At 68.9% G+C, this 20,675-nt stretch carries 22 protein-coding genes and 2 tRNA genes; 12 read left to right on the forward strand and 12 right to left on the reverse strand.

The window, feature by feature from the left end; translation table 11 throughout:
* Positions 1-79: 79 nt before the first annotated feature.
* The gene (locus R2K23_RS00820) at positions 80-973 is read left to right on the forward strand and encodes an NAD-dependent epimerase/dehydratase family protein (protein ID WP_316513682.1); all 894 of its coding nucleotides are present in this window, start codon (positions 80-82) and stop codon (positions 971-973) included.
* On the opposite strand, the gene R2K23_RS00825 is transcribed toward R2K23_RS00820, so the two are convergent.
* The 3 genes from R2K23_RS00825 to hisC are packed head-to-tail and all read right to left on the reverse strand — an operon-like array spanning position 960 to position 3,147.
* A complete protein-coding gene (locus R2K23_RS00825; protein ID WP_316513683.1) occupies positions 960-1,784 on the reverse strand; it encodes a crotonase/enoyl-CoA hydratase family protein in 825 nt (274 codons plus the stop codon). The two genes, R2K23_RS00820 and R2K23_RS00825, sit on opposite strands and share 14 nt — an antisense overlap.
* Positions 1,785-1,808: 24 nt before the next feature.
* Positions 1,809-2,096: a hypothetical protein gene (locus R2K23_RS00830; protein ID WP_316513684.1), complete on the reverse strand. Its 288-nt coding sequence runs from the start codon at positions 2,094-2,096 to the stop codon at positions 1,809-1,811.
* A 1-nt stretch (position 2,097) separates the two neighbouring features.
* Positions 2,098-3,147, reverse strand: a complete 1,050-nt coding sequence (gene hisC / locus R2K23_RS00835) for a histidinol-phosphate transaminase (RefSeq protein ID WP_316513685.1) — start codon at positions 3,145-3,147, stop codon at positions 2,098-2,100.
* An 88-nt stretch (positions 3,148-3,235) separates the two neighbouring features.
* On the opposite strand from hisC, the gene R2K23_RS00840 reads away from it, so the two are divergent.
* Both R2K23_RS00840 and R2K23_RS00845 read left to right on the forward strand, forming a co-directional pair.
* A tRNA-Ser gene (locus R2K23_RS00840) sits at positions 3,236-3,327 on the forward strand.
* 15 nt (positions 3,328-3,342) lie between these two features.
* Positions 3,343-3,415, forward strand: a tRNA-Arg gene (locus tag R2K23_RS00845).
* A gap of 115 nt (positions 3,416-3,530) precedes the next feature.
* Here the strand turns inward: R2K23_RS00845 and R2K23_RS00850 are convergent.
* From R2K23_RS00850 to R2K23_RS00875, 6 genes are all read right to left on the reverse strand, one after another.
* Complete coding sequence (locus R2K23_RS00850; RefSeq protein ID WP_316513687.1) at positions 3,531-4,463, reverse strand: hypothetical protein; 933 nt, start codon at positions 4,461-4,463, stop codon at positions 3,531-3,533.
* A 432-nt stretch (positions 4,464-4,895) separates the two neighbouring features.
* Complete coding sequence (locus R2K23_RS00855) at positions 4,896-5,099, reverse strand: cold-shock protein (protein ID WP_316513688.1); 204 nt, start codon at positions 5,097-5,099, stop codon at positions 4,896-4,898.
* Positions 5,100-5,739: 640 nt separating this feature from the next.
* Positions 5,740-6,501 (reverse strand): SDR family NAD(P)-dependent oxidoreductase, encoded by a 762-nt coding sequence (locus R2K23_RS00860; RefSeq protein ID WP_316513689.1) that lies wholly within the window; start codon positions 6,499-6,501, stop codon positions 5,740-5,742.
* A gap of 63 nt (positions 6,502-6,564) precedes the next feature.
* The gene (locus R2K23_RS00865; protein ID WP_316513690.1) at positions 6,565-7,743 is read right to left on the reverse strand and encodes an acyl-CoA dehydrogenase family protein; all 1,179 of its coding nucleotides are present in this window, start codon (positions 7,741-7,743) and stop codon (positions 6,565-6,567) included.
* Positions 7,740-8,738 carry a phosphotransferase family protein gene (locus tag R2K23_RS00870; protein WP_316517559.1) on the reverse strand — a complete coding sequence of 333 codons (999 nt, stop codon included), beginning with the start codon at positions 8,736-8,738 and terminating at the stop codon, positions 7,740-7,742. Before R2K23_RS00870 ends, R2K23_RS00865 begins: the two co-directional genes overlap by 4 nt.
* An 81-nt stretch (positions 8,739-8,819) precedes the next feature.
* Entirely contained in the window at positions 8,820-9,566 is a 747-nt protein-coding gene (locus R2K23_RS00875; protein WP_316513691.1) for an alpha/beta fold hydrolase, read from the reverse strand.
* 154 nt (positions 9,567-9,720) lie between these two features.
* Between R2K23_RS00875 and R2K23_RS00880 the strand changes: the two genes are divergently transcribed.
* From R2K23_RS00880 to R2K23_RS00890, 3 genes are read left to right on the forward strand one after another with little or no spacing between them, the layout of a single operon-like run.
* Positions 9,721-10,425, forward strand: a complete 705-nt coding sequence (locus R2K23_RS00880) for a response regulator transcription factor (protein WP_316517560.1) — start codon at positions 9,721-9,723, stop codon at positions 10,423-10,425.
* Positions 10,403-11,938 (forward strand): sensor histidine kinase, encoded by a 1,536-nt coding sequence (locus tag R2K23_RS00885; RefSeq protein WP_316513692.1) that lies wholly within the window; start codon positions 10,403-10,405, stop codon positions 11,936-11,938. Before R2K23_RS00880 ends, R2K23_RS00885 begins: the two co-directional genes overlap by 23 nt.
* Positions 11,939-11,993: 55 nt before the next feature.
* Positions 11,994-13,871 carry an alkyl/aryl-sulfatase gene (locus R2K23_RS00890; RefSeq protein WP_316513693.1) on the forward strand — a complete coding sequence of 626 codons (1,878 nt, stop codon included), beginning with the start codon at positions 11,994-11,996 and terminating at the stop codon, positions 13,869-13,871.
* Here the strand turns inward: R2K23_RS00890 and R2K23_RS00895 are convergent.
* Complete coding sequence (locus R2K23_RS00895) at positions 13,861-14,451, reverse strand: TetR/AcrR family transcriptional regulator (RefSeq protein ID WP_316513694.1); 591 nt, start codon at positions 14,449-14,451, stop codon at positions 13,861-13,863. The two genes, R2K23_RS00890 and R2K23_RS00895, sit on opposite strands and share 11 nt — an antisense overlap.
* 93 nt (positions 14,452-14,544) lie before the next feature.
* Here R2K23_RS00895 and R2K23_RS00900 point away from each other — a divergent pair, with 93 nt between their 5' ends.
* Positions 14,545-15,156, forward strand: coding sequence for a histidine phosphatase family protein (locus tag R2K23_RS00900; protein WP_316513695.1), 612 nt, complete (start codon positions 14,545-14,547; stop codon positions 15,154-15,156).
* Between the two features lie 19 nt (positions 15,157-15,175).
* Here R2K23_RS00900 and R2K23_RS00905 read toward each other — a convergent pair whose 3' ends face one another.
* The gene (locus tag R2K23_RS00905; RefSeq protein WP_316513696.1) at positions 15,176-15,514 is read right to left on the reverse strand and encodes a LapA family protein; all 339 of its coding nucleotides are present in this window, start codon (positions 15,512-15,514) and stop codon (positions 15,176-15,178) included.
* Between the two features lie 105 nt (positions 15,515-15,619).
* On the opposite strand from R2K23_RS00905, the gene R2K23_RS00910 reads away from it, so the two are divergent.
* The 5 genes from R2K23_RS00910 to R2K23_RS00930 are packed head-to-tail and all read left to right on the forward strand — an operon-like array spanning position 15,620 to position 19,732.
* Complete coding sequence (locus R2K23_RS00910) at positions 15,620-16,558, forward strand: ABC transporter substrate-binding protein (RefSeq protein ID WP_316513697.1); 939 nt, start codon at positions 15,620-15,622, stop codon at positions 16,556-16,558.
* Positions 16,559-16,565: 7 nt separating this feature from the next.
* Complete coding sequence (locus R2K23_RS00915) at positions 16,566-17,678, forward strand: ABC transporter ATP-binding protein (RefSeq protein ID WP_316513698.1); 1,113 nt, start codon at positions 16,566-16,568, stop codon at positions 17,676-17,678.
* Positions 17,679-17,680: 2 nt separating this feature from the next.
* Entirely contained in the window at positions 17,681-18,355 is a 675-nt protein-coding gene (locus tag R2K23_RS00920; protein WP_316513699.1) for an ABC transporter permease, read from the forward strand.
* The gene (locus tag R2K23_RS00925; RefSeq protein WP_316513700.1) at positions 18,352-19,134 is read left to right on the forward strand and encodes an ABC transporter permease; all 783 of its coding nucleotides are present in this window, start codon (positions 18,352-18,354) and stop codon (positions 19,132-19,134) included. The genes R2K23_RS00920 and R2K23_RS00925 overlap by 4 nt, the downstream gene beginning before the upstream one ends.
* Positions 19,135-19,138: 4 nt before the next feature.
* Positions 19,139-19,732: a putative glycolipid-binding domain-containing protein gene (locus tag R2K23_RS00930; protein ID WP_316513701.1), complete on the forward strand. Its 594-nt coding sequence runs from the start codon at positions 19,139-19,141 to the stop codon at positions 19,730-19,732.
* Here R2K23_RS00930 and R2K23_RS00935 read toward each other — a convergent pair.
* Positions 19,698-20,654: a prephenate dehydrogenase gene (locus tag R2K23_RS00935; protein ID WP_316513702.1), complete on the reverse strand. Its 957-nt coding sequence runs from the start codon at positions 20,652-20,654 to the stop codon at positions 19,698-19,700. The genes R2K23_RS00930 and R2K23_RS00935 overlap by 35 nt on opposite strands.
* Positions 20,655-20,675 lie beyond the last annotated feature (21 nt).

Genomic DNA, 20,675 nt, shown 5'->3' on the forward strand with positions numbered 1-20,675 from the left:
AAGGTCTCGAGGGGTTTCGTACCGGCACCGCGGAGGCCTAGCGTGAAACGCGCGGCACGGCCGGCAAAGGGGGACATCGATGCGAGTGCTCGTCGCAGGCGCCACCAGCGTGCCGGGGATTCCGGTGGTGCGCGACCTCGTCGCACGCGGCCACGAGGTCGTCGGACTGACCCGCGCGCCCGGCGCCACGGCCACCATCGCGGCTGCCGGCGCCCGTCCCGTCGTCGTCGACGTCTTCGACGCGGCACAGCTGACCGAGGTGCTCGCCGAGCACCGACCGGAGGTGGTGGTCTCCCTGCTGACCACGCTGCCCAAACGCGGTCCGATGCGGTTGAGCGATTTCGAGCCCGCGCGGCGGTTGTGGAGCGACGGCGTGAACAACCTGCTGGCCGCGGCGCACCGCAGCGGGGTGCGGCGGGTGGTGGCCGAGTCGGTGATCTTCGCCTACGGCTACGGGCCCGACGGTCCCGCGTTGCTCGAGGAATCCGATCCTTACCCGATGCCGCCGCCGGCGGGCGGCGAGGCGATGTTGACGGCGCTGCGCGGCATGGAGCAGCGCGTGCTGGACGCCGACGGGATCGTGTTGCGGTACGGCTTCTTCTACGGCGACGAGGTGCCGCACATGCGGACGATGCGGCGGATGGTGCGGTTCTGGGCGCTGCCGGTGCCCAGCGGCCGAAGCATGTTGTCGTTCATCCACATCGACGACGTGGCCCGCACCACCGTCGACGCTGTGGAACGCGGCCGCGGCGGCGAGCTGTACAACATCGTCGACGACCGGCCCGAATCCTTCGGCGATTTCATCCGGGCGCTGGCCACGCGGGTGCGCGCACCGCGGCCGCTGACGGTGCCCAACCGGCTGTTCGCCGTCGCAGCCCCGTATGCCGCGCTCGCGATGGGCAATACCTGGCTGCCACTGTCCAACGCGAAGGCCAAGGCCGAATTCGGCTGGACGCCGATTACTCGCCCTTAAACTCCGGTGGCCGCTTCTGGAACATCGCGGCGATGCCCTCCGACAGGTCCTTCGACGGCAGGAACGCCGAGTTCCAGGCCGCCACGTAGCGCAGGCTGGCGGCCACCTGGGCGGTGCGCTGCTCGTCGAGCACGTCCTTGATGCCCTGCACGGTCAGCGGCGGGTTGGCGGCGATCTCTTCCGCGGTGGCCCGGGCCGCGGCCAGGGTGGCCTCGGCGTCGGCGTAGACGTCGTTGACCAGACCGATCTTCTCGGCCCGGGCGGCGTCGATGTCCTTGCCCGTCAACGCCAACTCGCGCAGGTGCCCGTCGTTCAGGATCAGCGGCAGCCGGGCCAGGCTGCCGACGTCGGCGACGATGGCCAGCTTCACCTCACGCACGGAGAACTTGGCGTCGGCGCTGGCGTAGCGGATGTCGACGGCGCTGATCAGGTCGACGCCGCCGCCGATGCACCAGCCGTGCACCGCGGCGATGGTCGGGGTGCGGCAGTCGGCCACCGCGGTGATGGAGTGCTGCATGGTCTTGAGGTGGCGGTGGAAGGCCGCGCGGGGACCGGCCAGCGCGCCCTCGGCCATCATCGGCGCCAGGGTGTCGCCGGAGGCAGCCAGATCCAGGCCGTAGCTGAAGTGCCTGCCCGAACCCGTCAGGACGATCGCGCGCACCTGCGGGTCGGCGTCAAGGGCCTCGAACGCGACCGGAAGTTCGGCCCAGAACGCCGGACCCATCGCATTGCCCTTACCGGGGCCGAGCAGGGTCACCTGCGCGATGTGACCATCGATGTCGACGGCAAGGGATTCGTAGCTGTCAGCCATAACTGTCGAGGCTAACCCGCCGGGTCAGCGGAGCCGCAGCAGCACCTCTTTGACCGGCTGCTCCGGCGCCCGTTCGCACAGCACGCTGGCCAGCATCACCAGGAACAGTGAGGGGTCCCCGGGCGAAGCCTTGACGATCTCGTTGATCACCTTCACCTTGTCCTGCGGGGGCAGGATCTCGAACTCCGAACAGGTCAGATCGGGGGAGACGGGTTCGGTGGTCTTGGCCAACTGACCGGGAGTCGTCTGCGTGCAGCCGACCAGCCCAGCGGCGATCAGCGCGATCCCGCAGGCGCGGGTCAGGCGGGACATCTCAGATCCAATCGGTTGCGAACGCCAGGAACGCGTCGTTTTCGTGTGGTGCCCCGATCGTCACGCGCACACCGTCGGTGCCGTAGGGCCGCAGCAGGATGCGCGCGTCGGCCGCCTTCTCGACGAAGTCGGCGGTGCGCTCGGGGCCCAGCGGTAACCAGACGAAGTTGGCCTGCGAGTCGGGGAGCTCATAGCCTGCGGCCCGCAGCGCCGCGCTGACCCGGGTGCGCTCAGCGACCACCGCATCGGTGCGGGCCAGCAGTTCGTCGGCGGCGTTCAGGGAGGCGATGGCCGCGGCCTGCGCCAGCGTGCTCGCGGTGAACGGCACGTACACCTTGCCCAGGGCGGTGATGATCTCGGGGTCGCCGACGCCGTAGCCGACGCGGGCGCCGGCCAGCCCGTAGGCCTTGGAGAACGTCCGCAACACCACGACGTTGGGGTGATCGCGCACCAGCCCGAGGCTGTCCGGGACCAGTCCGTCGCGGATGTACTCGACGTAGGCCTCGTCGATGCAGATCAGGATGTCGGGCCGGACCGCCTCCACGAACCGGGTGAGGTCGGCGGGCGGGACCACCGTCGACGTCGGGTTGTTCGGGTTGCAGATGAAGATCAGCCGGGTTCGGTCGGTGATCGCGGCGAGCATCGCGTCCAGGTCGTGGGTGTGGTCCTTCAGCGGAACCGGGACCGGGGTGGCGCCGGCCACCCGCACCTGCAACGGGTAAACCTCGAAGGCGCGCCAGCCGAACATCACCTCGTCGCCGACGGTCGCGGTGATCTGGATCAACTGTTGGCACAGGCTCACCGAGCCGGCGCCTGCGGCGATGTTCTGCGGCGCAAAGCCGACGTGTTTTGCCAGGTGTTCCCGGAGTTCGACGTAACCGTTGTCCGGATAACGGTTGAGGCTGTCGGCGGCCTGGCTGATCGCCGCGCGGACACTCGGCAGCGGACCGTCCACCGTTTCGTTGCTGGCAAGCTTGATGGCACCGGGCACCGTCTTGCCGGGTGTGTAGGCCGGCAGGTCGGCCATCAAGGTGCGTAAACGGGCGGTCATTTGGTCAGCATAAGTGAGGCTGTGTACGCTGTGCCCTCGGCGGTTCCGGTACCGGAGATCGGGTCCGGTAACCTCTGAGAAGTTCAAAGGAGGCGTGCCAGAGCGGCCGAATGGGACTCACTGCTAATGAGTTGTCCCCCTTACAGGGGACCGGAGGTTCAAATCCTCTCGCCTCCGCCACACAACTAAATACACGCGCCCGTAGCTCAACGGATAGAGCATCTGACTACGGATCAGAAGGTTAGGGGTTCGAATCCCTTCGGGCGCACTCAGCGGACAGCCTCCCCCTCGGGAGGCTGTCCTGTTTTCGGGCCTGGCCCGTTCGTCGCGGTTCGGGGTCGCGCGGCTATCGGGTGAGGCCTGAAATGACAGCGCCGGGGGCCTCAGCTCCGACAGTTGAACTCCGCCCGGATGCGTTCCTGCAGTGCGGCGGCTTCGGGCACCAGGTTCTCCGGCTTGGTGGGGTCAACCCCGTCCCGGCACGCCCCGACGTCGACGGAGCCGGCCCACCGTGGTTCGTTGTAGCGGGAGGTGTCCCCGGTCCACCCCCAGAGCAGGCGCAGCGGATGTTCGCGTCCGGCGCCCAGGGTCTCGATGGCGCTCACTACCGCCTCGTAGGCGCCCGCCCGGTCCGGAAGGCCGATGTTCACCTGATCGAACTGTCCGTCGGAGATCTTGACGAACGAGGCATTGCCGGGCAGCGCGGAAATCTGTTGGCTGTGGGCATCGAACTGGGCGAGGGAGATGCGCCCGGTGATGTCCCAGGTCCTCAGGCCGCGCTTGTCGCGGTCACCGGAGACATAGATGGCGTCGGCGGTTTCGCCGGTCGTCTGGACCGCGGCTCTCACCGCTTGGTCCGGGTCGCTGGCGTCGTCGATGCGCACGGACGATCCAGCCTCGCCGGGCCGCAACTTGATGCTCTTGACCGGTGCGGTCAGCGCTGCGGCGATCCGTCGCACTTCACCGGCTCCGCGCGCCACGGCCTCGGGGTCGACTTCGCGCCCGGTCGTCACGCTCACATTTGGACCGAGGGAGAACATGACGGACACGTCGTGGTCGGCGAAGTCTTCGCCCAGCATTGTGTTGAGTTCGTTGGCGATGGCGGCAATCTGAGCTTCGGTGGCGTTATCGCATCGGATCCCGATGTCGATGAAGGTCCCGTGGGTGAAGTCGTTGACGTACCGCACGCTCGCGTTGTCGACGCCGTGGAGAAGGTTGAGTGACAACTCCACTTGTCGAGCCTCATCGCTGCGGTCGGCGACCCCGGTACACCCGACCAGCATCAACAGAACTGCCACCAGCAACGCTTTTCGCATGCTTGGAGCGTAAGGCGAATATCGATGGGTGGAAGTACTCAAGGTGCGCCTCAGGCGGGGAAGCGCGCCATTTTCGGCTGCCTCGATCTAAGGCTTCGCCGAGGCTGCGCTGAGCACGGGAAAGTGTGGGTACCGGGCACGGTGTGCGCAGCATCGATTAGGGCACTCATCGAGGCTGCGCTGAACGCGTGAAAGTGCGAGTGGGGTCCACGGTGTGCGCAGTCTCGATTGCAACCTTCACCGAGACTGCGCTGAGCGCGTGAAAGTGCGAGTAGCACCCACGATCAGCGAAGCCTCGACGAGAAGTGCGAGACCAAAGAGCCAGAAGCGGGATGTGACCTGTCGCCTGTCGCCTGCTGTGGGCGTGGACGCGGACCAAAAAAGGCTGCCGCAGCTTGCGCCGCGACAGCCCTTTGAAGTCTGGAGGTTCGGTCAGATTGCCGAAACGCCCACGGCCTGTGGACCTTTCGGGCCTTGCTCTACCTCGAACTGAACCCGAGCGTTCTCTTCGAGCGTGCGGAATCCGCTGCCGCCGATCTCTGAGTAGTGGACGAAGACATCAGCCGCGCCGCCATCGGGGGCGATGAAGCCGAAGCCCTTTTCGCCGTTGAACCACTTCACAGTTCCCTGTGCCATTACTTAACTTCTTTCATTTTCAAGCACATCAAGCGAGATGTACGTTACTCACGGTAACACAGATCGTGTGGGGTCAAAGATTTGCAGTCAACGTTGCTTCGGGGAGCGGGTTCTGGCGACGGCGAGGCCAACTGAAGTGGCCCGCTACACGGACGGCCGACTGCTCAGCAGTTCCGGTAACCAGTGCCGGCGGCAGCGGCCGTCCGCATCCTTTTCGAATACTGCGCTGGGCAGGCCTCGGGAATTGAGAAGACCGGGCAGCACATGACTGTCAAGCTACTTCCGTCGGACGGTGTGGTCTTCGGCGAGCTTCGAGACATCGCAGACGTCACCTCACACCCACGGTCAGCGGATCGCTGATCAACTCCGGCCTGGTCGAAAGGCCGGTCCGCAGTGGCGTTTTGAGCGAGTTTACTCATCGAGGCTGCGTTCAGCGCGGGAACGTGCGAGTGGCGGGCACGGTGAGCGCAGTTTCGATTGGGCCCTTCACCGAGACTGCGCTGAGCGCGTGAAAGTGCGAGTAGCGCCCTCGCTCAGCGCAGCCTCGGCGAGCCACCCACGCTCAGCGCAGCCTCGGCGAGGCGCCCTCGCTCAGCGCAGCCTCGGCGAGAAGCCGAAGAGCCCAAAGAGCCGGAAGCCCCTAGGCGATCGTGATCCCACCATCGACGGCGATGGTCTGCCCCACCACGTAACCACCCGCGGGAGAAGCCAGCCAGACCGCGGTGGCGGCCAGCTCGGCCGGATCGCCGGTGCGGCCCAGCACCACCCGCGGCATCTGCGAGTCCAGGTACCCGGGCTTGTACTCGTCGGTCATCTCCGAGAGGAAGAAGCCCGGCGCCAGGGCGTTGACGCGAATTCCCTTGCGCCCGCCCCACTGCTGGGCCAGGTCACGGGTCAGTCCGATGACGCCGGCCTTGGAGGCGGCGTACGCGGCCTGCGGCAGCTGCGCGGTGGTGATGCCGAGGATGCTGGAGATGTTGATGATCGAGCTCCCCGGACCCATCACCCGGCCACACGCCTGCGCCATCCAGTACGACCCGTTGAGGTTGATGTCGATGACCTTGCGGAACTCGTCGGGGGTCTCGCGGGTGGCCGGCACCGCGGTGCCCACGCCGGCGTTGTTGATCAGCACGTCGACCTTGCCGAACTTCTCCACGGCGGCGTCCACCAGCGCCTGGCACTGGTCGGGGTCGCCGACGTCGGTGGCCACCGCCAGCGCGCGCCGCCCGGTCTCCTCGACCAGGGCCGCGGTGTCGGCCATCTTCTCCACCCGCCGGGCGCCGAGCACCACGTCGGCGCCGGCCTCGGCGAAGGCCCGGGCGAAGGACACCCCCAGCCCGGACGAGGCGCCGGTGACGATGACGACCTTGTCGTCGAGCTTGAACGAATCGAGAACAGACATGGCGTGCTTACTCCTCATCGGGGCTCGTCGCGCCCCTGCGATCGGGGAACCCGGGGACGTGGGTCATGACGGGTTCCTCAGTACCTGACGTGCGATGGCGTACTTGTGCACCTCGGTCGGCCCGTCGTAGAGCCGGAAGGCGCGCATGTCGGAGAAGATCATCCCAACCGGGGTTTCGTCGGAGATACCCATGCCGCCGAGGATCTGCACGCAGCGGTCGGCGACCTTGAACAGCTCCTCGGAGACGTACGCCTTGACCATGGAACTCTCGTGGCGACCCTTGGCCCCGCCGTCGAGCGTCCAGCAGGCCCACCAGATGGCCAGGCGGCACTGCTGCAGCGCGATCTCGTTGTCGGCGATCATGAAGCTCACGCCCTGGTGCTCGCCGAGCGGCTTGCCGAAACCCGTTCGGGTGCGGGCATGTTCGATGGCGATGGCCTGGGCGCGGGAGGCGGCGCCGAGCCAGCGCATGCAGTGCGTCAGCCGCGCCGGAGCCAGTCGCAGCTGGGCGTAGCGCAGCGCCTGGCCGGGCTCGCCCAGCAGCGCCGACTTCGGCAGCCGCAGGTTGTCGAACACCACGACACCGTGGCCCTCGACGTAGTTGCGGTCCATGGTGTTCATCACGCGCTCGATCTCGATGCCCGGCGTCTGGCCGTCGCACAGGAACAGCGTCGGGCCGTCGGGACCGTGCTCGTTGGGGGCCAGCCGGGCCATGATGATCCAGGTGCGGGCCCCGTTGGCCCCGGTGATCAGCCATTTGCGGCCGTTGATCACGTAGTCGGTGCCGTCGAACACGGCCTCGGTCTTGAGCTGGTTGGGGTCCGAGCCGGCCCCGTCGGGCTCGGTCATGGCGAACACCGAGCGCTGCCGGCCCTCGATCACCGGAAGCAAGAATTCGGAGACCTGCTCCTCGTTGGCGATCTTGGACAGCAGGAACATGTTGCCCTCGTCGGGGGCCGCGCAGTTCAGCGCCACCGGGCCGAGCGTCGACCAGCCGGCCGCCTCGAACAGCACCGCCTGCTCGACGTGGGAGGGTTCCCGGCCGCCGAACCGGCTGGGCGCCTGGAAGGTCAGCAGGCCGGCCTTGCGGGCCAGCTCCACCAGTTCGGTGCGCAGCTCCTCGGTGGGGCCGTGGCGGGTCAGGCGGGGGTCGGTCTCGTAGGGGATCACCTGTTCGGTGACGAACGAGCGGATCTCGTCGCGCAGGGCGGCCAGCTCGTCGGAAATGGTGAAGTCGATCATCGTTCTCCTTCGATCAATTGCTCCGCGCGTTCGAACAGCCGCAGCGTCGCGGTGTGCAGATGGTCACCGATTTCCTTGGGCGCCAAGCCGGCTCCCGCGCGAGCGTGGCTGCCCTCCAGGATGATCCCGAGCTTGAAGCAGGCCAGCACGGCGTACCAGTTGATGTTCGACAGGTCGCGGGTGGTGTTGCGCGCATACTGCTCCACCAGTTCGTCCGGGGTGCACAGGCCCTCGGATTCCATCAACGCCTGGCCGAGCACGGTGTCCTGACCGGGGTAGCGCCACGTCGCCAGCATCCAGCCCAGATCCAGCAGCGGGTCGCCGATGGTGCTCATCTCCCAGTCGACGATGGCCACGAGCTCGGGCCCGGTGTGCGAGAACATCACGTTGGCGCCGTGGTAGTCGCCGTGCATGATGCCGGGCTGCCACTGGGTGGGCCGGCGCTCGTCGAGCCAGCGGGCCACGCCGTCGACGTCGCCGATCTGCGGCCCCGGGTAGTTCTCCAGCGCGGAGTACGACTCGAGTTCGGACAGCCACCGCGGCACCTGCCGCTCCAGGAAGCCCTCCGGCTTGCCGTAGTCGGCCAGTCCGACCGCCACATGGTCGACGGCGCCGAGACGCGCCAGCGCGTCGGCCATCGACAGGCCCATCGCGTGCTGGATCTTCGGGTCGCCGGCGTGCAGCGGCGGCAGCCCCTCGCCGGCGTTGAAACCGTCGATGGGCTCCATCAGGTAGAACACCGCGTCGCCGAGCACGTCGGTGTCCTCGCACACCGCGATCAGCCGGGGGTGCGGGACGTCGGTCTGGTCCAGTCCGGCCAACACCTGGGTTTCCCGCAGGATCACCTTGTTGCTGATCGGGCGCAGGTGGCGGGGCCCGCGTCGAAAGACGTACGGGCGCCCGGCGCGCTCGAAGCGGATCATGATGTTCTGTGTGCCGCCGCCGATTTCGGCGATGTTCTCCAGCGGGCCTTCACCGAGGCCCTGAGCGTCCATCCACGCGGCGATCTTGTCCTGGTCATCCACGGTGCTTAACCTACCGGTTGGTTGAAACAGGGGGGCCTGAGGCCGGGTCGGTCAGGCCAGCGAATCCCAGAATCCGGTCAGCGCGGCCGCGGCCCGCTGCGGGTCTTCGAGCATCCACCAGTGCCCGAGCCCGTCGAGCACCGCGGTGTCGGCCCCGGCCCGTTCGGCCGCGCGTCGCCGCAACTCGGCGCTACCGGTGTAGGGATCCTCCGTGGCCAGGATCGACAAGCCGGGGCGCGCGGCGGCGTTGGGCAGGTTGGCGCGCGCCTCGTCAAGCCCCGGCGGCACGGCCGAGCGGTAGAGCAACGGGATGGCCCGGGCCATCGCGTCGTCCTGCCCCGCGGCCACCTGGGCGGCGACATCGGCCGGGAATCCGAGACCGACGAGGCTCTCGGTGCGGTCCTCGACGGACCCGCCCAGCATCTGCTCGACGAGTTCCTCCCCGGCGCCGGGCGTCTGCCAGACCTGAGCCAGGTCGTGCCACACGTACTCGGGGTCGAAGAGCCCCAGCGCGTCGGTGGCCCAGCTGCGCACCAGTTCCGGCCGGTGGATCACGGCGTTCATGACGTGTCCGCCGCCCCAGTCGTGGCCCACCAGGTCGACGGACTCGCCGAGCTCGGTCAGTTCGTTGACCAGCCAGTCGCGGTAGTCCTGATGGGTGGCGCCGAACCCGTCTGGCAGCGGGGCGCCGAAACCCGGCGGGGACAGCGTGACGATGTCGGTGCGGTCCAGCGCCGCGATCAGCGGGCCCCAGATGGCGGCGGTTTCCGGGTTTCCGTGCACCAGAACGACGGTCATGACCAGCCATCCTGGCACAGCGGGGGCCCGGCGTGGATCGGGTCCAGGGACAACAGGGGCTTCACAGCTGGCTCATAGAATGGGCACAGTGGCGACCCATTGAACACAGAAATACTTGACGGTCATGACTTCATCACCAGCCGAACGTGTCGTGATGTGCCGTGCCGATGGCAGCCCCATCAACGTGCTGGTGGTCGACGACGAGGCCGTGTTGGCCGAGATGGTGTCGATGGCGCTGCGGTACGAGGGCTGGTCGATCAGCACCGCCGGTGACGGCGCCGGAGCCATCGCCGCGGCCCGCACCACCCGGCCCGACGTCGTGGTTCTCGACGTCATGCTGCCGGACATGAGCGGGCTCGACGTGCTGCGCCGCCTACGCGAGGACCACCCCGGCCTGCCCGTGTTGCTGCTCACCGCCAAGGACGCCATCGAGGACCGCATCGCCGGGCTGACCGCCGGCGGGGACGACTACGTGACCAAACCCTTCAGCATCGAAGAGGTGGTGTTGCGGCTGCGCGCGCTGCTGCGGCGCACCGGGGTGACCACCGAGGACAGCGGCGCCCAGATCGTGGTCGGGGACCTGGTCCTCGACGAGGACAGCCATGACGTGACCCGCGCGGGCGAGCCGATCCTGCTGACGTCCACCGAATTCGAACTGTTGCGCTTCATGATGCGCAACTCCAAGCGGGTGTTGTCCAAGGCGCAGATCCTGGACCGGGTGTGGAGCTACGACTTCGGCGGTCGGTCCAACATCGTCGAGCTGTACATCTCATACCTGCGCAAGAAGATCGACAGTGGGCGCGAGCCCATGATCCACACCCTGCGGGGAGCGGGGTATGTCCTCAAGCCTGCCGGCTGACGCTGCGGACGGGGCAGCGCGCGAGCAGTCGCCGCGCTGGCGGTCGCCGAGCACCTGGTCGCTGCGCACCCGGCTGGTCGCCGGCCAGGTCCTCCTGCTCACGTTGGCCTTCATCGTGGTCGGCGTGGCCACCGAGTTGGCGCTGCGGCAGTACCTGATGGACCAGCTGGACTCCGCGCTGTTCGACGCGGCGCACCGGTCGGTGATGATGTCGCGGTTCCCACCGCCGGCTCCGCCGCCGCCCGATTTTCCGCGCCGCGGCGCCGGCCCCGGCCCGTCGTTCCTGGATGCGCCGGGACAGCCGGTCGGGCTGATCTCGGCGGTGGTCGGCGCCGACGGCACGGTGACCGCCGGCGTGCTGACCAGCTCGGGGGAGCGCGGCGAACTCAGCGCCGCGGCGGTGCGGCAGCTCAGCTCCGTGGTCCCTCGACCCACCCCGGTGACGGTGGTCGCCGACGACATCGGCCGCTACCGCGTACTCGCCTTCCCCGACCGTCGCGGCAACGTGATCGTGACCGGGCTGCCGAAGACGCAGGTCAACGACACCATGCTGCGGGTGGGGCTGATCTTCGCCCTGGTGGCGGTGGTGGTCCTGATCGCGGTGTCGATCCTGGGCATCGCCATCACCCGTCGGATGCTGGCGCCGCTGAACCGGGTCGCGGCCACCGCCCGCGAGGTGGCCAACCTGCCGCTGGACCGCGGCGAGGTGGCGCTGCCGGTGCGGGTGCCCGATCGCGACATCCATCCCGCCACCGAGGTGGGGCAGATGGGCTCGGCGCTCAACCGGATGCTCGACCACATCTCCGCGGCGCTGTCGACGCGCCAGGCCAGCGAGACCCGCGTGCGGCAATTCGTCGCCGACGCCAGTCACGAGTTGCGCACCCCGCTGACCGCCATCCGCGGTTACGCCGAACTGGCCCAACGGCGCCGCGGCGCCCTGCCGGCCGAGGTGGCCCACGCCATGGGCCGGGTGTCCTCGGAGACCGAACGGATGACCAACCTGGTCGAAGACCTGTTGCTGCTGGCGCGCCTCGATTCCGGGCGCCCGCTGGACCGCGAGCAGGTGGATCTCTCGCAGCTGGCCGTCGACACCGTCGCCGACGCGCATGTCGCCGGACCGGAGCACGAGTGGAATCTGGATCTGCCCGACGAGCCCGTGGTCGTCGTCGGCGACGCCGCCCGGCTACACCAGGTGTTGGCCAACCTGCTGACCAACGCCCGCGTGCACACCCCGCCCGGGACCACCGTCACCCTCGCGCTGACCGCCGACGACACCGAAGCGCTTGTGGCGGTGCAGGATAACGGCCCCGGAATTCCGGCGGAACTGCAACCGGAGGTGTTCGAGCGGTTCGCGCGCGGGGACTCGTCGCGCTCCCGCAAGGGCGGTAGCACCGGACTGGGACTGGCGATCGTGGCCGCCGTCGTCAAGGCGCATGGGGGTCGCATCGAATTGCACAGCGTCCCGAACGACACGGTGTTCACCGTGTCGCTGCCGCGCACACCGGACCCCTGACGCGGCGAATCGGCGTTCTCCGTCCCGGTGTTGCGCGGTGGACCACACTGGGGTCATGGACCCGCACGCACCCGCCCCGAGCATCGAGGCCGCCCACCGCGAACACGCCGGCACACTGCCGTTCGACGACACCCGGGATTTCGACGACGCCGACCGCGGCTTCCTCGGCGCGCTCGAACCGTGCGTCATCCGCGCCGCCGACGGTCGCGTGGTGTGGGACAACGACAGCTACGGCTTCCTCGACGGGGAGGCGCCCAGCACCGTGCACCCGAGCCTGTGGCGGCAGAGTCAACTTTGCGCCAAGCAGGGTCTCTACGAGGTGGTCGAGGGCATCTACCAGGTGCGCGGGCTGGATCTGTCCAACATCAGCTTCGTCGAGTCCGACACCGGCATCATCGTCATCGATCCGCTGGTGTGCACCGAGACCGCCGCGGCGGCACTGGCGTTGTACCGCAAGCACCGCGGCGACCGTCGGGTGATCGCGGTCATCTACACCCACAGCCACGTCGACCACTTCGGCGGCGTGCTGGGCGTGACCAGCCAGGCCGAGGTGGATGCCGGCAAGGTCGCCGTGATCGCGCCCGAGGGGTTCACCGAACACGCGGTGCAGGAGAACATCTACGCCGGCACCGCGATGGCGCGCCGGGCCGGCTACATGTACGGCGCGGCACTGGCGCGCGGGCCGCGCGGGCAGGTGGGGTGCGGTCTGGGACAGACGCCGTCGACGGGTGAGGTTGCCATCATCGTGCCGACCCTCGACATCAGGACCACCGGCGAGACGCACAGCATCGACGGCGTGGTGATCGAGTTCCAGATGGCGCCGGGCACCGAGGCGCCGGCCGAAATGCATTTCTATTTCCCGCAATTCCGCGCGCTCTGCATGGCCGAGAACGCGACCCACAATCTGCACAACCTGCTGACGTTGCGCGGCGCGCTGGTGCGGGACCCGCGCGCTTGGGCGGGTTATCTCACCGAGGCGTTGGACAGCTTCGCCGACCGCACCGACGTGGTCTTCGCCTCGCACCACTGGCCGACCTGGGGTGCCGAGCGCATTGTCGAATACCTGTCGCTGCAACGGGATCTGTACGCCTACCTGCATGACCAGACTCTGCGTCTGCTCAACCAGGGGCACACCGGGATCGAGATCGCCGAGGACTTCCCGATGCCGCCCGCGCTGGAACGGGCCTGGCACACCCGCGGTTACTACGGCTCGGTGAGCCACAACGTCAAGGCGGTCTACCAGCGTTACATGGGCTGGTTCGACGGAAACCCCGGTCGGTTGTGGGCGCATCCGCCGGAGGCGATCGGTCCGCGCTACGTCGAGGCCATGGGCGGTGCCGACCGGGTGGTCGAGATCGCCCAGCGCGCCTTCGACGACGGCGATTACCGTTGGGCGGCAACGCTGTTGGATCACTTGATGTTCACCGACGCCGAACATCCCGGCGGTCGGCAGCTCTATGCGGCCACCCTGCAGCAGTTGGCCTACGGCGCGGAGAACGGGCCGTGGCGCAACTTCTTCCTGGCCGGCGCCACCGAACTCGTCGACGGCAACTTCGGCACCCCCACCCAGTCGGGGTCCCCGACCATGCTGGCGCAGCTGACCCCGGAGCAGATCTTCGACGCGCTGGCCATCAGCGTCAACGGTCCCCGCGCCTGGCACCTCGACGTGGCCATCGACGTGACCTTCGAGGACCTGGGCGTCAACTACCGGCTGACCCTGCGCAACGGCGTGCTGGTGCACCGGAAGCTGCCGGCGAATCCCTCGAGCGCGACCGCCACGCTGCGACTGGCCGGCAAGGCCCGGCTGCTGGCGTTGGCCGCGGGCGATCAGAGCTCACCGGGGCTGCAGGTCGACGGCGACGTTCAGGCGTTGCAGCAGTTCACCGAGGTGCTGGACCGGCCGGATCCGGCGTTCAACATCGTCACTCCCTGACCGGGTGGACGCCGAGTCCACGCAGGCAGAAATTCACCACGTGTTCGATGTCCCGGGGCTCGGGACGCTGCCCGGCGCCGAAGTAGCGCCGCATGGTGCCCGTGGCGCATTGGAACACCAATTCGGCGTCCGCCGGTGAACGTCCCAGCGCGGCAACGGGTTCGGCGAGCAGGTCACGCATCGGGGCCATGATCTCGCTGTTGGCGACGCTGCGGTTGGCCGAGGCCGACATCTGCGCGGTGGTCGCACGGCTGGTGCTCAGCAGGTTCGGGTCGGCCACCTGCTCCAGTACGCCCTCGACCCAGCGGGCGATCTTGCGCGCCGGATCGGACTCCTTGGCCATCTGCCGTTGCAGCGAGGCCACCGTGAGCGCCACCCCACGCTCCATCACGGCCACGAACAGTTCGTCCTTGCTGGCGAAGTAGCGGTAGAAGGCCTTGTTCGACGAATTCGCGGCGGCGACGATGTCGCTGACCCGGGGCGTGGCGGGGGCCACCCGCTGCATCACCTCGACGGCGGCACCGACAATGCGCTCGACTTCCCCGACGGCGCCCTCGTCGGAAGCACTGCGTGCGGTCATGCCTGCTCACCACCCCTGCATCTGCGCCCACCCATGGGCCTTATCGTTGCACGGGCATACCACTACTCGGGGATCCAGCGGAGGTTTACCGGAATGCAACTGCTCTTGGTCCGGCATGCCCTGCCGAATCGCAGCGAACACGGTGAGGGGTCGGATCCCGAACTGGCCGACGCCGGTTGGGAGCAGGCCCGGCGCCTGCCGGAGGCGCTGAGCCGCTATCCGGTGGCGCGCGTGATCAGCAGTCCGCAGCGGCGCGCCGTGCAGACGGCCGAACCGCTGGCCGCCGCCCGCGGCCTCGACATCGAGATCGAGCCGCGGCTGGCCGAGTACGACCGGGACATGCCCGGGTATGTGCCCATCGAGGAGGTCCGCAACGAACGTCCCGAGGACTGGGCCCGGATGTCCGACGGGCACCTGCCGGGCGCCGTCGACGAGGCCGAGTTCCGGGCCCGCATCGGCGCCGGACTCGCCGACATCGTCGCCACGTCCGACCACGAGGACACGGTCGCGGTGTTCAGCCACGGCGGCGTCATCAACGTCTTGCTGCATGAGATCTTGGGTACGCGCCGGCTGCTGTCGTTTCCCATCGACTACGTGTCCGTGACACGGCTGCTGTTCTCGCGGACCGGCCGGGCCAGCGTGGCGGAGGTCAACGGGACCGAGCACGTCTGGGATTTGCTGCCGCGCAACCAGCGCCGCCGCTAGGCGACGCGGTCGGTCCGGGTCAGAGGCCTGTCCCGAACTTCCGGTTGAGCTTCGCCGCGCGCCGCAGCTGGAACATCCGCACCGCGCCGACGGCGACGGTGATCAGCCCCCCGGCTACCGCGGCGAACAGGATTGCGACCCCCAGCGGCAAGGTCCAGTGCCAGCCCAGGAAGGTGAACGCCGTCGACGCCGTGTTCTGCGCGATGAAGATCAGCAACACGATAAGGATCAGGAAACCCAAGATCAGCGCCGTCCAGAGGGCGGCGGCCTTGGTGAACTTCGTTTCGGCACCGGGTCCCGGCGGCGCCGCGGGCGGCGGGGTGTCGGGAGTCGGTGGCACAGTCGGTTCACTGCTCATACCGCCATCTTTGTCCTTTCTGGCAAAGAAGCAAACAGTTGTGCGGCGTGTTCACGCCGAGTCAAATGCTCCCGGATCGCCGAATCGGCGGATAGGGTCGGCCGAATGACCACGCGGGCGGTTGCTGCGGTGCTGACTGTTGTCGTGGCCCTGCTGGCGAGCGCGTGCGGCAGTTCCAACCCGCTGGGCGGGGGCAGCGCATCCGGTGACCTCAAGACGGTGGTGGTCGGTTCGGCCGACTTCCCCGAGTCGAAGATCATCGCCGAGATCTACGCCCAGGCATTGGAGGCCAACGGCTTCACCGTGGGCCGCCAGTTCGGCATCGGCAGCCGGGAGACCTATATCCCGGCGCTGCAGGACTATTCGATCGACCTGGTGCCCGAATACACCGGCAACCTGCTGAACTACTTCGACCCCGAGGCCACCGCCACCACCCCGGAGGCGGTCGAGCTGGCGCTACACCGGGCGCTGCCGGGCGGGCTGGCCATGCTGACGCCGTCGCCGGCCGCCGACGTGGACACCGTCGCCGTCACCGCGGCGACGGCCGAACGCTGGAACCTCACGTCCATCGGCGACCTCGCGGCGCACTCCGCGGAGGTCAAGTTCGGTGCGCCCTCGGAGTTCCTCAGCCGCCGCGAGGGGTTGCCCGGTCTCAAGGAGATCTACGGCCTGGACATCGCGCCGCACAACTTCGTCGCGATCAGCGACGGCGGGGGCCCGGCCACCGTCCGCGCGCTGGCCGACGGCACGGTGACCGCGGCCAACATCTTCTCCACCTCGCCGGCGATCGCCCAGCACAACCTGGTGGTGCTCGCCGACCCGAAGAACAACTTCCCGGCCGCCAACGTGGTGCCGGTGGTCAGCGCGCAGAAGATGTCGGACGACCTCAAACGGATCCTCGACGGCGTCTCGGCCGCGCTGACCACGCAGGCCCTGATCGAACTGAACACCTCGGTCTCCGGCAACGCCGGCATCGATCCCGACGAGGCCGCCCGCAACTGGGTGCGCGACAACGGGTTCGATCAGCCGCTGCCCGGGCGGTGAGCATCCCGTGATCCGGTTCGAGGACGTCACCAAGAAGTTCCCGGACGGCACCGTCGCCGTCGACCGGTTGAGCCTGGAGGTTCCCACCGGGACGCTGGCCGCGTTCGTCGGGCCGTCGGGGTGCGGCAAGACCACCTCGATGCGCATGATCAACCGGATGATCGAGCCGACCTCGGGCACGCTGCTGGTCGACGGCCGCGACGTCGCCACGGTGGATCCGGTCAAGCTGCGGCGCGGCATCGGCTACGTCATCCAGAGCGCCGGCCTGATGCCGCATCAGCGCGTCATCGACAACGTCGCCACCGTGCCGGTCCTGCAGGGCGAGTCCCGCCGCAAGGCCCGGCAGCAGGCCTACGAGGTGCTGGAGCGGGTCGGTCTGGATCCCAAGTTGGGCAAGCGGTATCCCGCGCAGCTCTCCGGCGGTCAGCAGCAGCGGGTGGGGGTGGCGCGGGCGCTGGCCGCCGACCCGCCGATCCTGTTGATGGACGAGCCGTTCAGCGCGGTCGACCCGGTGGTCCGTGACGAGCTGCAGGCCGAGATCCGGCGGCTGCAAGGCGAACTGAAGAAGACGGTCGTGTTCGTCACCCACGACATCGACGAGGCGCTCAAGCTGGGCGACCGGGTGGCGGTGTTCGGCCGCGGCGGCGTGCTGCAGCAGTACGACCCGCCGGCCCGGCTGCTGTCGAACCCGGCCAACGACTTCGTCGCGGGGTTCGTCGGCGCCGACCGCGGCTACCGCGGTCTGCAGTTCTTCGGCGCCACCGGCCTGCCGCTGCACGACCTGACGTCCGTCGGCGAGGACGGCGTCGAGGCATTGGCGCTCGAACCCGGGCAGTGGGCGCTGGTGACCAAGGCCGACGGCAGCCCGTACGCCTGGATCGACGCCGCGGGGGTGGCGCTGCGCCGGTCCGGAAAGTCGTTGTACGACAGCACCATTGCGGGCGGTTCGCTGCTGGGTCCGGAAGGGACGCTACGGCAGGCGCTGGACGCGGCGCTGTCCTCGCCGTCGGGTCTGGGGGTGGCCGTCGGGGCCGACGGCCGGGTCGCCGGCGGGGTGCGCGCCGAGGACGTGCTGGCCGCGCTGAGTGCCGCGCGCGAGCAGCGGCAGCGGCAGGGCTAGCCGTGCGTTACCTGCTGACCCACCTCGACGACGCCTGGGCGCTGACGGTGGTGCACCTGCGGCTGTCGCTGATCCCGATCGTGTTGGGCCTGCTGATCGCGGTACCGCTCGGCGCGCTGGTGCAGCGCACCACCACCTGGCGACGGCTGACCACGGTGACCGCCAGCATCATCTTCACCATCCCGTCGCTGGCGCTGTTCGTGGTGTTGCCGTTGATCATTCCCACGCGCATCCTCGACGAGGCGAACGTCATCGTCGCCCTCACGCTCTACACCGCGGCGCTGCTGGTGCGCGCCGTCCCGGAGGCGCTGGACGCGGTGCCCGCACACGTGCGCGACGCGGCCACCGCCGTCGGCTACCGCCGTGTCACGCAGCTGCTCAAAGTGGAGCTGCCGCTGGCGATTCCGGTGCTGGTCGCGAGCCTGCGGGTGGTGGCGGTGACCAACATCTCGATGGTGTCGGTGGGTTCGGTGATCGGCATCGGCGGCCTGGGCACCTGGTTCACCGAGGGCTATCAGGCCGACAAGAGCGATCAGATCGTTGCCGGCATCGTCGCGATCTTCGTACTGGCCGTCGTCGTCGACGCGCTGATCATGCTGGCGGGCCGGGCCATCACGCCGTGGGCGCGGGCCACCCGCGCGCCCCGCCGCCTGGTCCGCAGCGGGGGCGGCGGATGAACTTCCTGTCCGATGCGCTGTCGTTCATCTTCACCGCCGCCAACTGGGCCGGCCCGGCGGGCATGGCTGCCCGCACGTTCGAGCACCTGCAGTACACGGTGCTCGCGCTGCTGTTCTCCGTGCTGATCGCCGTGCCGCTGGGGATGGTGATCGGTCACACCGGCCGCGGCACCTTCCTGGTGGTCAGCGGCGTCAACGCGCTGCGGGCGCTGCCCACCCTGGGCGTGCTGCTGCTGGGGGTGTTGTTGTGGGGCCTGGGGCTGGTGCCGCCGACCGTCGCGCTGATGCTGCTGGGCATCCCGCCGCTGCTGGCCGGCACCTACGCGGGCATCGCCAACGTGGACGCCGCCGTCGTCGATGCGGCGCGGGCGATGGGGATGACCGAGCGGCGGGTCCTGCTGCGCGTCGAGACCCCCATCGCGCTGCCGCTGATCCTCGGCGGGCTGCGCACCGCGACCCTGCAGATCGTGGCCACCGCCACGGTGGCCGCCTACGCCAGCCTCGGCGGGCTGGGCCGCTACCTGATCGACGGCATCAAGATGCGGCAGTTCCACATCGCGCTGGTGGGTGCCCTGCTGGTCACCGCGCTGGCGCTGATCCTCGACGCCGCCTGCGCGTTGGCGGTGTGGTTGTCGGTGCCCGGATCCGGCCGGCTGCGGCGGTTCGGCGGGCGGATGCCGCAGCCGTTGCTGAGCGACGAGGTGGCCCTGGAGTCCGGGGAACCGGACCGGTTTGTCGCTGACCGGACTACGCGGCGACCACCTCGTCGCTTACGGTAGACGCGTGACTGCTCCCGACAAGACGAAGGACAGCGCCTGGCCGGCGATCCTGACCTGGCGCGCCCACGACCTCCCTCGGATGGAGTCGGTGCGGATCGCCCTGTCCGGCAACCGCATCAAAGCCAACGGCCGCATCGTGTCGGCGGCAACCGACAAGTTCCCCGCGTTCGGCGCCTCCTACGACCTGGTGACCGACGAGTCGGGAGCCACCAAGCGGCTGTCCATGTCGGTCACGCTGGCCGAGCGGGAGCGGCAACTGTCGATCGCGCGCGACGAGGAGAACATGTGGCTGGTGCAGGACCACACCGGTCAGACCTCCCGGGCCGCGTTCGACGGCGCGCTGGACGTGGACGTGGTCTTCAGCCCGTTCTTCAACGCGCTGCCGATCCGACGCACGGGGCTGCACCGCCGCAAGGATTCGGTGACGCTGCCGGTGGTCTACGTGTGGTTGCCGGAGCTCAGGGTGGAGCCGGTGACCATCGGCTATAGCAGCGGCGGCGACGGCATCAAGCTGCGCTCACCGGTCTCGCAGACCACCATCACCGTCGACGACGAGGGCTTCCCTATCGACTATCCGGGCCTGGCAGAGCGGATCTGATCACCCAGCCGCCGCGCCCCGACGCGGCGAGCGTGTCGCGCCAGTCCTCCTCGCCGATCACGATCCCGACCGTGTTGGGACGCGTGAAGCTGTCATAGCGGGTGCGCGCGGCGTGCCCCGCCTCGACCAATTCGGCCACCGAGCCGCCGTCGGCCAGCGCACGCCGAGTTTCGGTCAACAGCTCGATGGTGCGGTCCAGCAGCGGCAGCAGCTCCGGGCCGTTGGTTTCGCACATCGCCCGCACCAGATCCGGGGCGGTGGCCGCAACCCGGGTGCCGTCGCGGAAGGAGCCGGCGGCCAGCGCGAAGGCCAGCGGCACGTCGGAGGCGATGATCGCCATGGCCTCGGCGGTCAGATGCGGCAGATGCGAGATGGCGGCCGCCGCGGCGTCGTGTTCGTCGGACCGGGCCGGCACCACGAACGAGCCGCAGTCCAGCGCCAGGTGCATCACCTGCGACCAGACGTGCGGGTCCACGTGATCGTCGACCGACACCACCCAGGGGGCGTCGATGAAGAGCCGGCCGGTGCCCGCGGCCCAGCCCGAGAACGCGGTGCCGGCCATCGGGTGTCCGCCGACGTAGCGGTCCAGCAGGCCGGCCTCCCGGACCCCGTCGAGCACCGCGGACTTGACGCTGATGACGTCGGTGAGGGGATTGTCCGGGGCGATCTCGGCGACGTGGGTCAGCATCGTGGGCAGCGCCGGCATGGGGACCGCCACCACGATCAGAGCACCGGTCTCGGCGGCGCGGACCAGCGTGGCGTCGATGTCGGCGGAGGCGTCGAAGCCGTCGGCGGTGGCGGCCTGGACGCCGTCGATCGACCGGTTGTAACCGAACACGGTGCGGCCCGCGTTCGCCGCGGCGCGCAGCAATGAGCCGCCGATGAGACCGAGACCCAGGACGCAGACGGGGGTGGCTGTCACGCTGTCCAGATTGGCATACCG

Source organism: Mycolicibacterium sp. MU0050, assembly GCF_963378085.1.
Taxonomy (GTDB): Bacteria; Actinomycetota; Actinomycetes; order Mycobacteriales; family Mycobacteriaceae; genus Mycobacterium; species Mycobacterium wendilense.

What these genes read in the sequence shown, in the direction of transcription:
- R2K23_RS00900 (WP_316513695.1), top strand. Translation starts at nt 14,545, where the DNA reads ATGCAACTGCTCTTGGTCCGGCATGCCCTGCCGAATCGCAGCGAACAC.
- R2K23_RS00925 (WP_316513700.1), top strand. Translation starts at nt 18,352, where the DNA reads ATGAACTTCCTGTCCGATGCGCTGTCGTTCATCTTCACCGCCGCCAAC.
- R2K23_RS00895 (WP_316513694.1), bottom strand. Translation starts at nt 14,451, where the DNA reads ATGACCGCACGCAGTGCTTCCGACGAGGGCGCCGTCGGGGAAGTCGAG.
- R2K23_RS00905 (WP_316513696.1), bottom strand. Translation starts at nt 15,514, where the DNA reads ATGAGCAGTGAACCGACTGTGCCACCGACTCCCGACACCCCGCCGCCC.
- hisC (WP_316513685.1), bottom strand. Translation starts at nt 3,147, where the DNA reads ATGACCGCCCGTTTACGCACCTTGATGGCCGACCTGCCGGCCTACACA.
- R2K23_RS00865 (WP_316513690.1), bottom strand. Translation starts at nt 7,743, where the DNA reads ATGATCGACTTCACCATTTCCGACGAGCTGGCCGCCCTGCGCGACGAG.
- R2K23_RS00830 (WP_316513684.1), bottom strand. Translation starts at nt 2,096, where the DNA reads ATGTCCCGCCTGACCCGCGCCTGCGGGATCGCGCTGATCGCCGCTGGG.
- R2K23_RS00885 (WP_316513692.1), top strand. Translation starts at nt 10,403, where the DNA reads ATGTCCTCAAGCCTGCCGGCTGACGCTGCGGACGGGGCAGCGCGCGAG.
- R2K23_RS00910 (WP_316513697.1), top strand. Translation starts at nt 15,620, where the DNA reads ATGACCACGCGGGCGGTTGCTGCGGTGCTGACTGTTGTCGTGGCCCTG.
- R2K23_RS00860 (WP_316513689.1), bottom strand. Translation starts at nt 6,501, where the DNA reads ATGTCTGTTCTCGATTCGTTCAAGCTCGACGACAAGGTCGTCATCGTC.
- R2K23_RS00855 (WP_316513688.1), bottom strand. Translation starts at nt 5,099, where the DNA reads ATGGCACAGGGAACTGTGAAGTGGTTCAACGGCGAAAAGGGCTTCGGC.
- R2K23_RS00880 (WP_316517560.1), top strand. Translation starts at nt 9,721, where the DNA reads ATGTGCCGTGCCGATGGCAGCCCCATCAACGTGCTGGTGGTCGACGAC.
- R2K23_RS00820 (WP_316513682.1), top strand. Translation starts at nt 80, where the DNA reads ATGCGAGTGCTCGTCGCAGGCGCCACCAGCGTGCCGGGGATTCCGGTG.
- R2K23_RS00825 (WP_316513683.1), bottom strand. Translation starts at nt 1,784, where the DNA reads ATGGCTGACAGCTACGAATCCCTTGCCGTCGACATCGATGGTCACATC.
- R2K23_RS00875 (WP_316513691.1), bottom strand. Translation starts at nt 9,566, where the DNA reads ATGACCGTCGTTCTGGTGCACGGAAACCCGGAAACCGCCGCCATCTGG.
- R2K23_RS00870 (WP_316517559.1), bottom strand. Translation starts at nt 8,738, where the DNA reads ATGGACGCTCAGGGCCTCGGTGAAGGCCCGCTGGAGAACATCGCCGAA.
- R2K23_RS00890 (WP_316513693.1), top strand. Translation starts at nt 11,994, where the DNA reads ATGGACCCGCACGCACCCGCCCCGAGCATCGAGGCCGCCCACCGCGAA.
- R2K23_RS00850 (WP_316513687.1), bottom strand. Translation starts at nt 4,463, where the DNA reads ATGCGAAAAGCGTTGCTGGTGGCAGTTCTGTTGATGCTGGTCGGGTGT.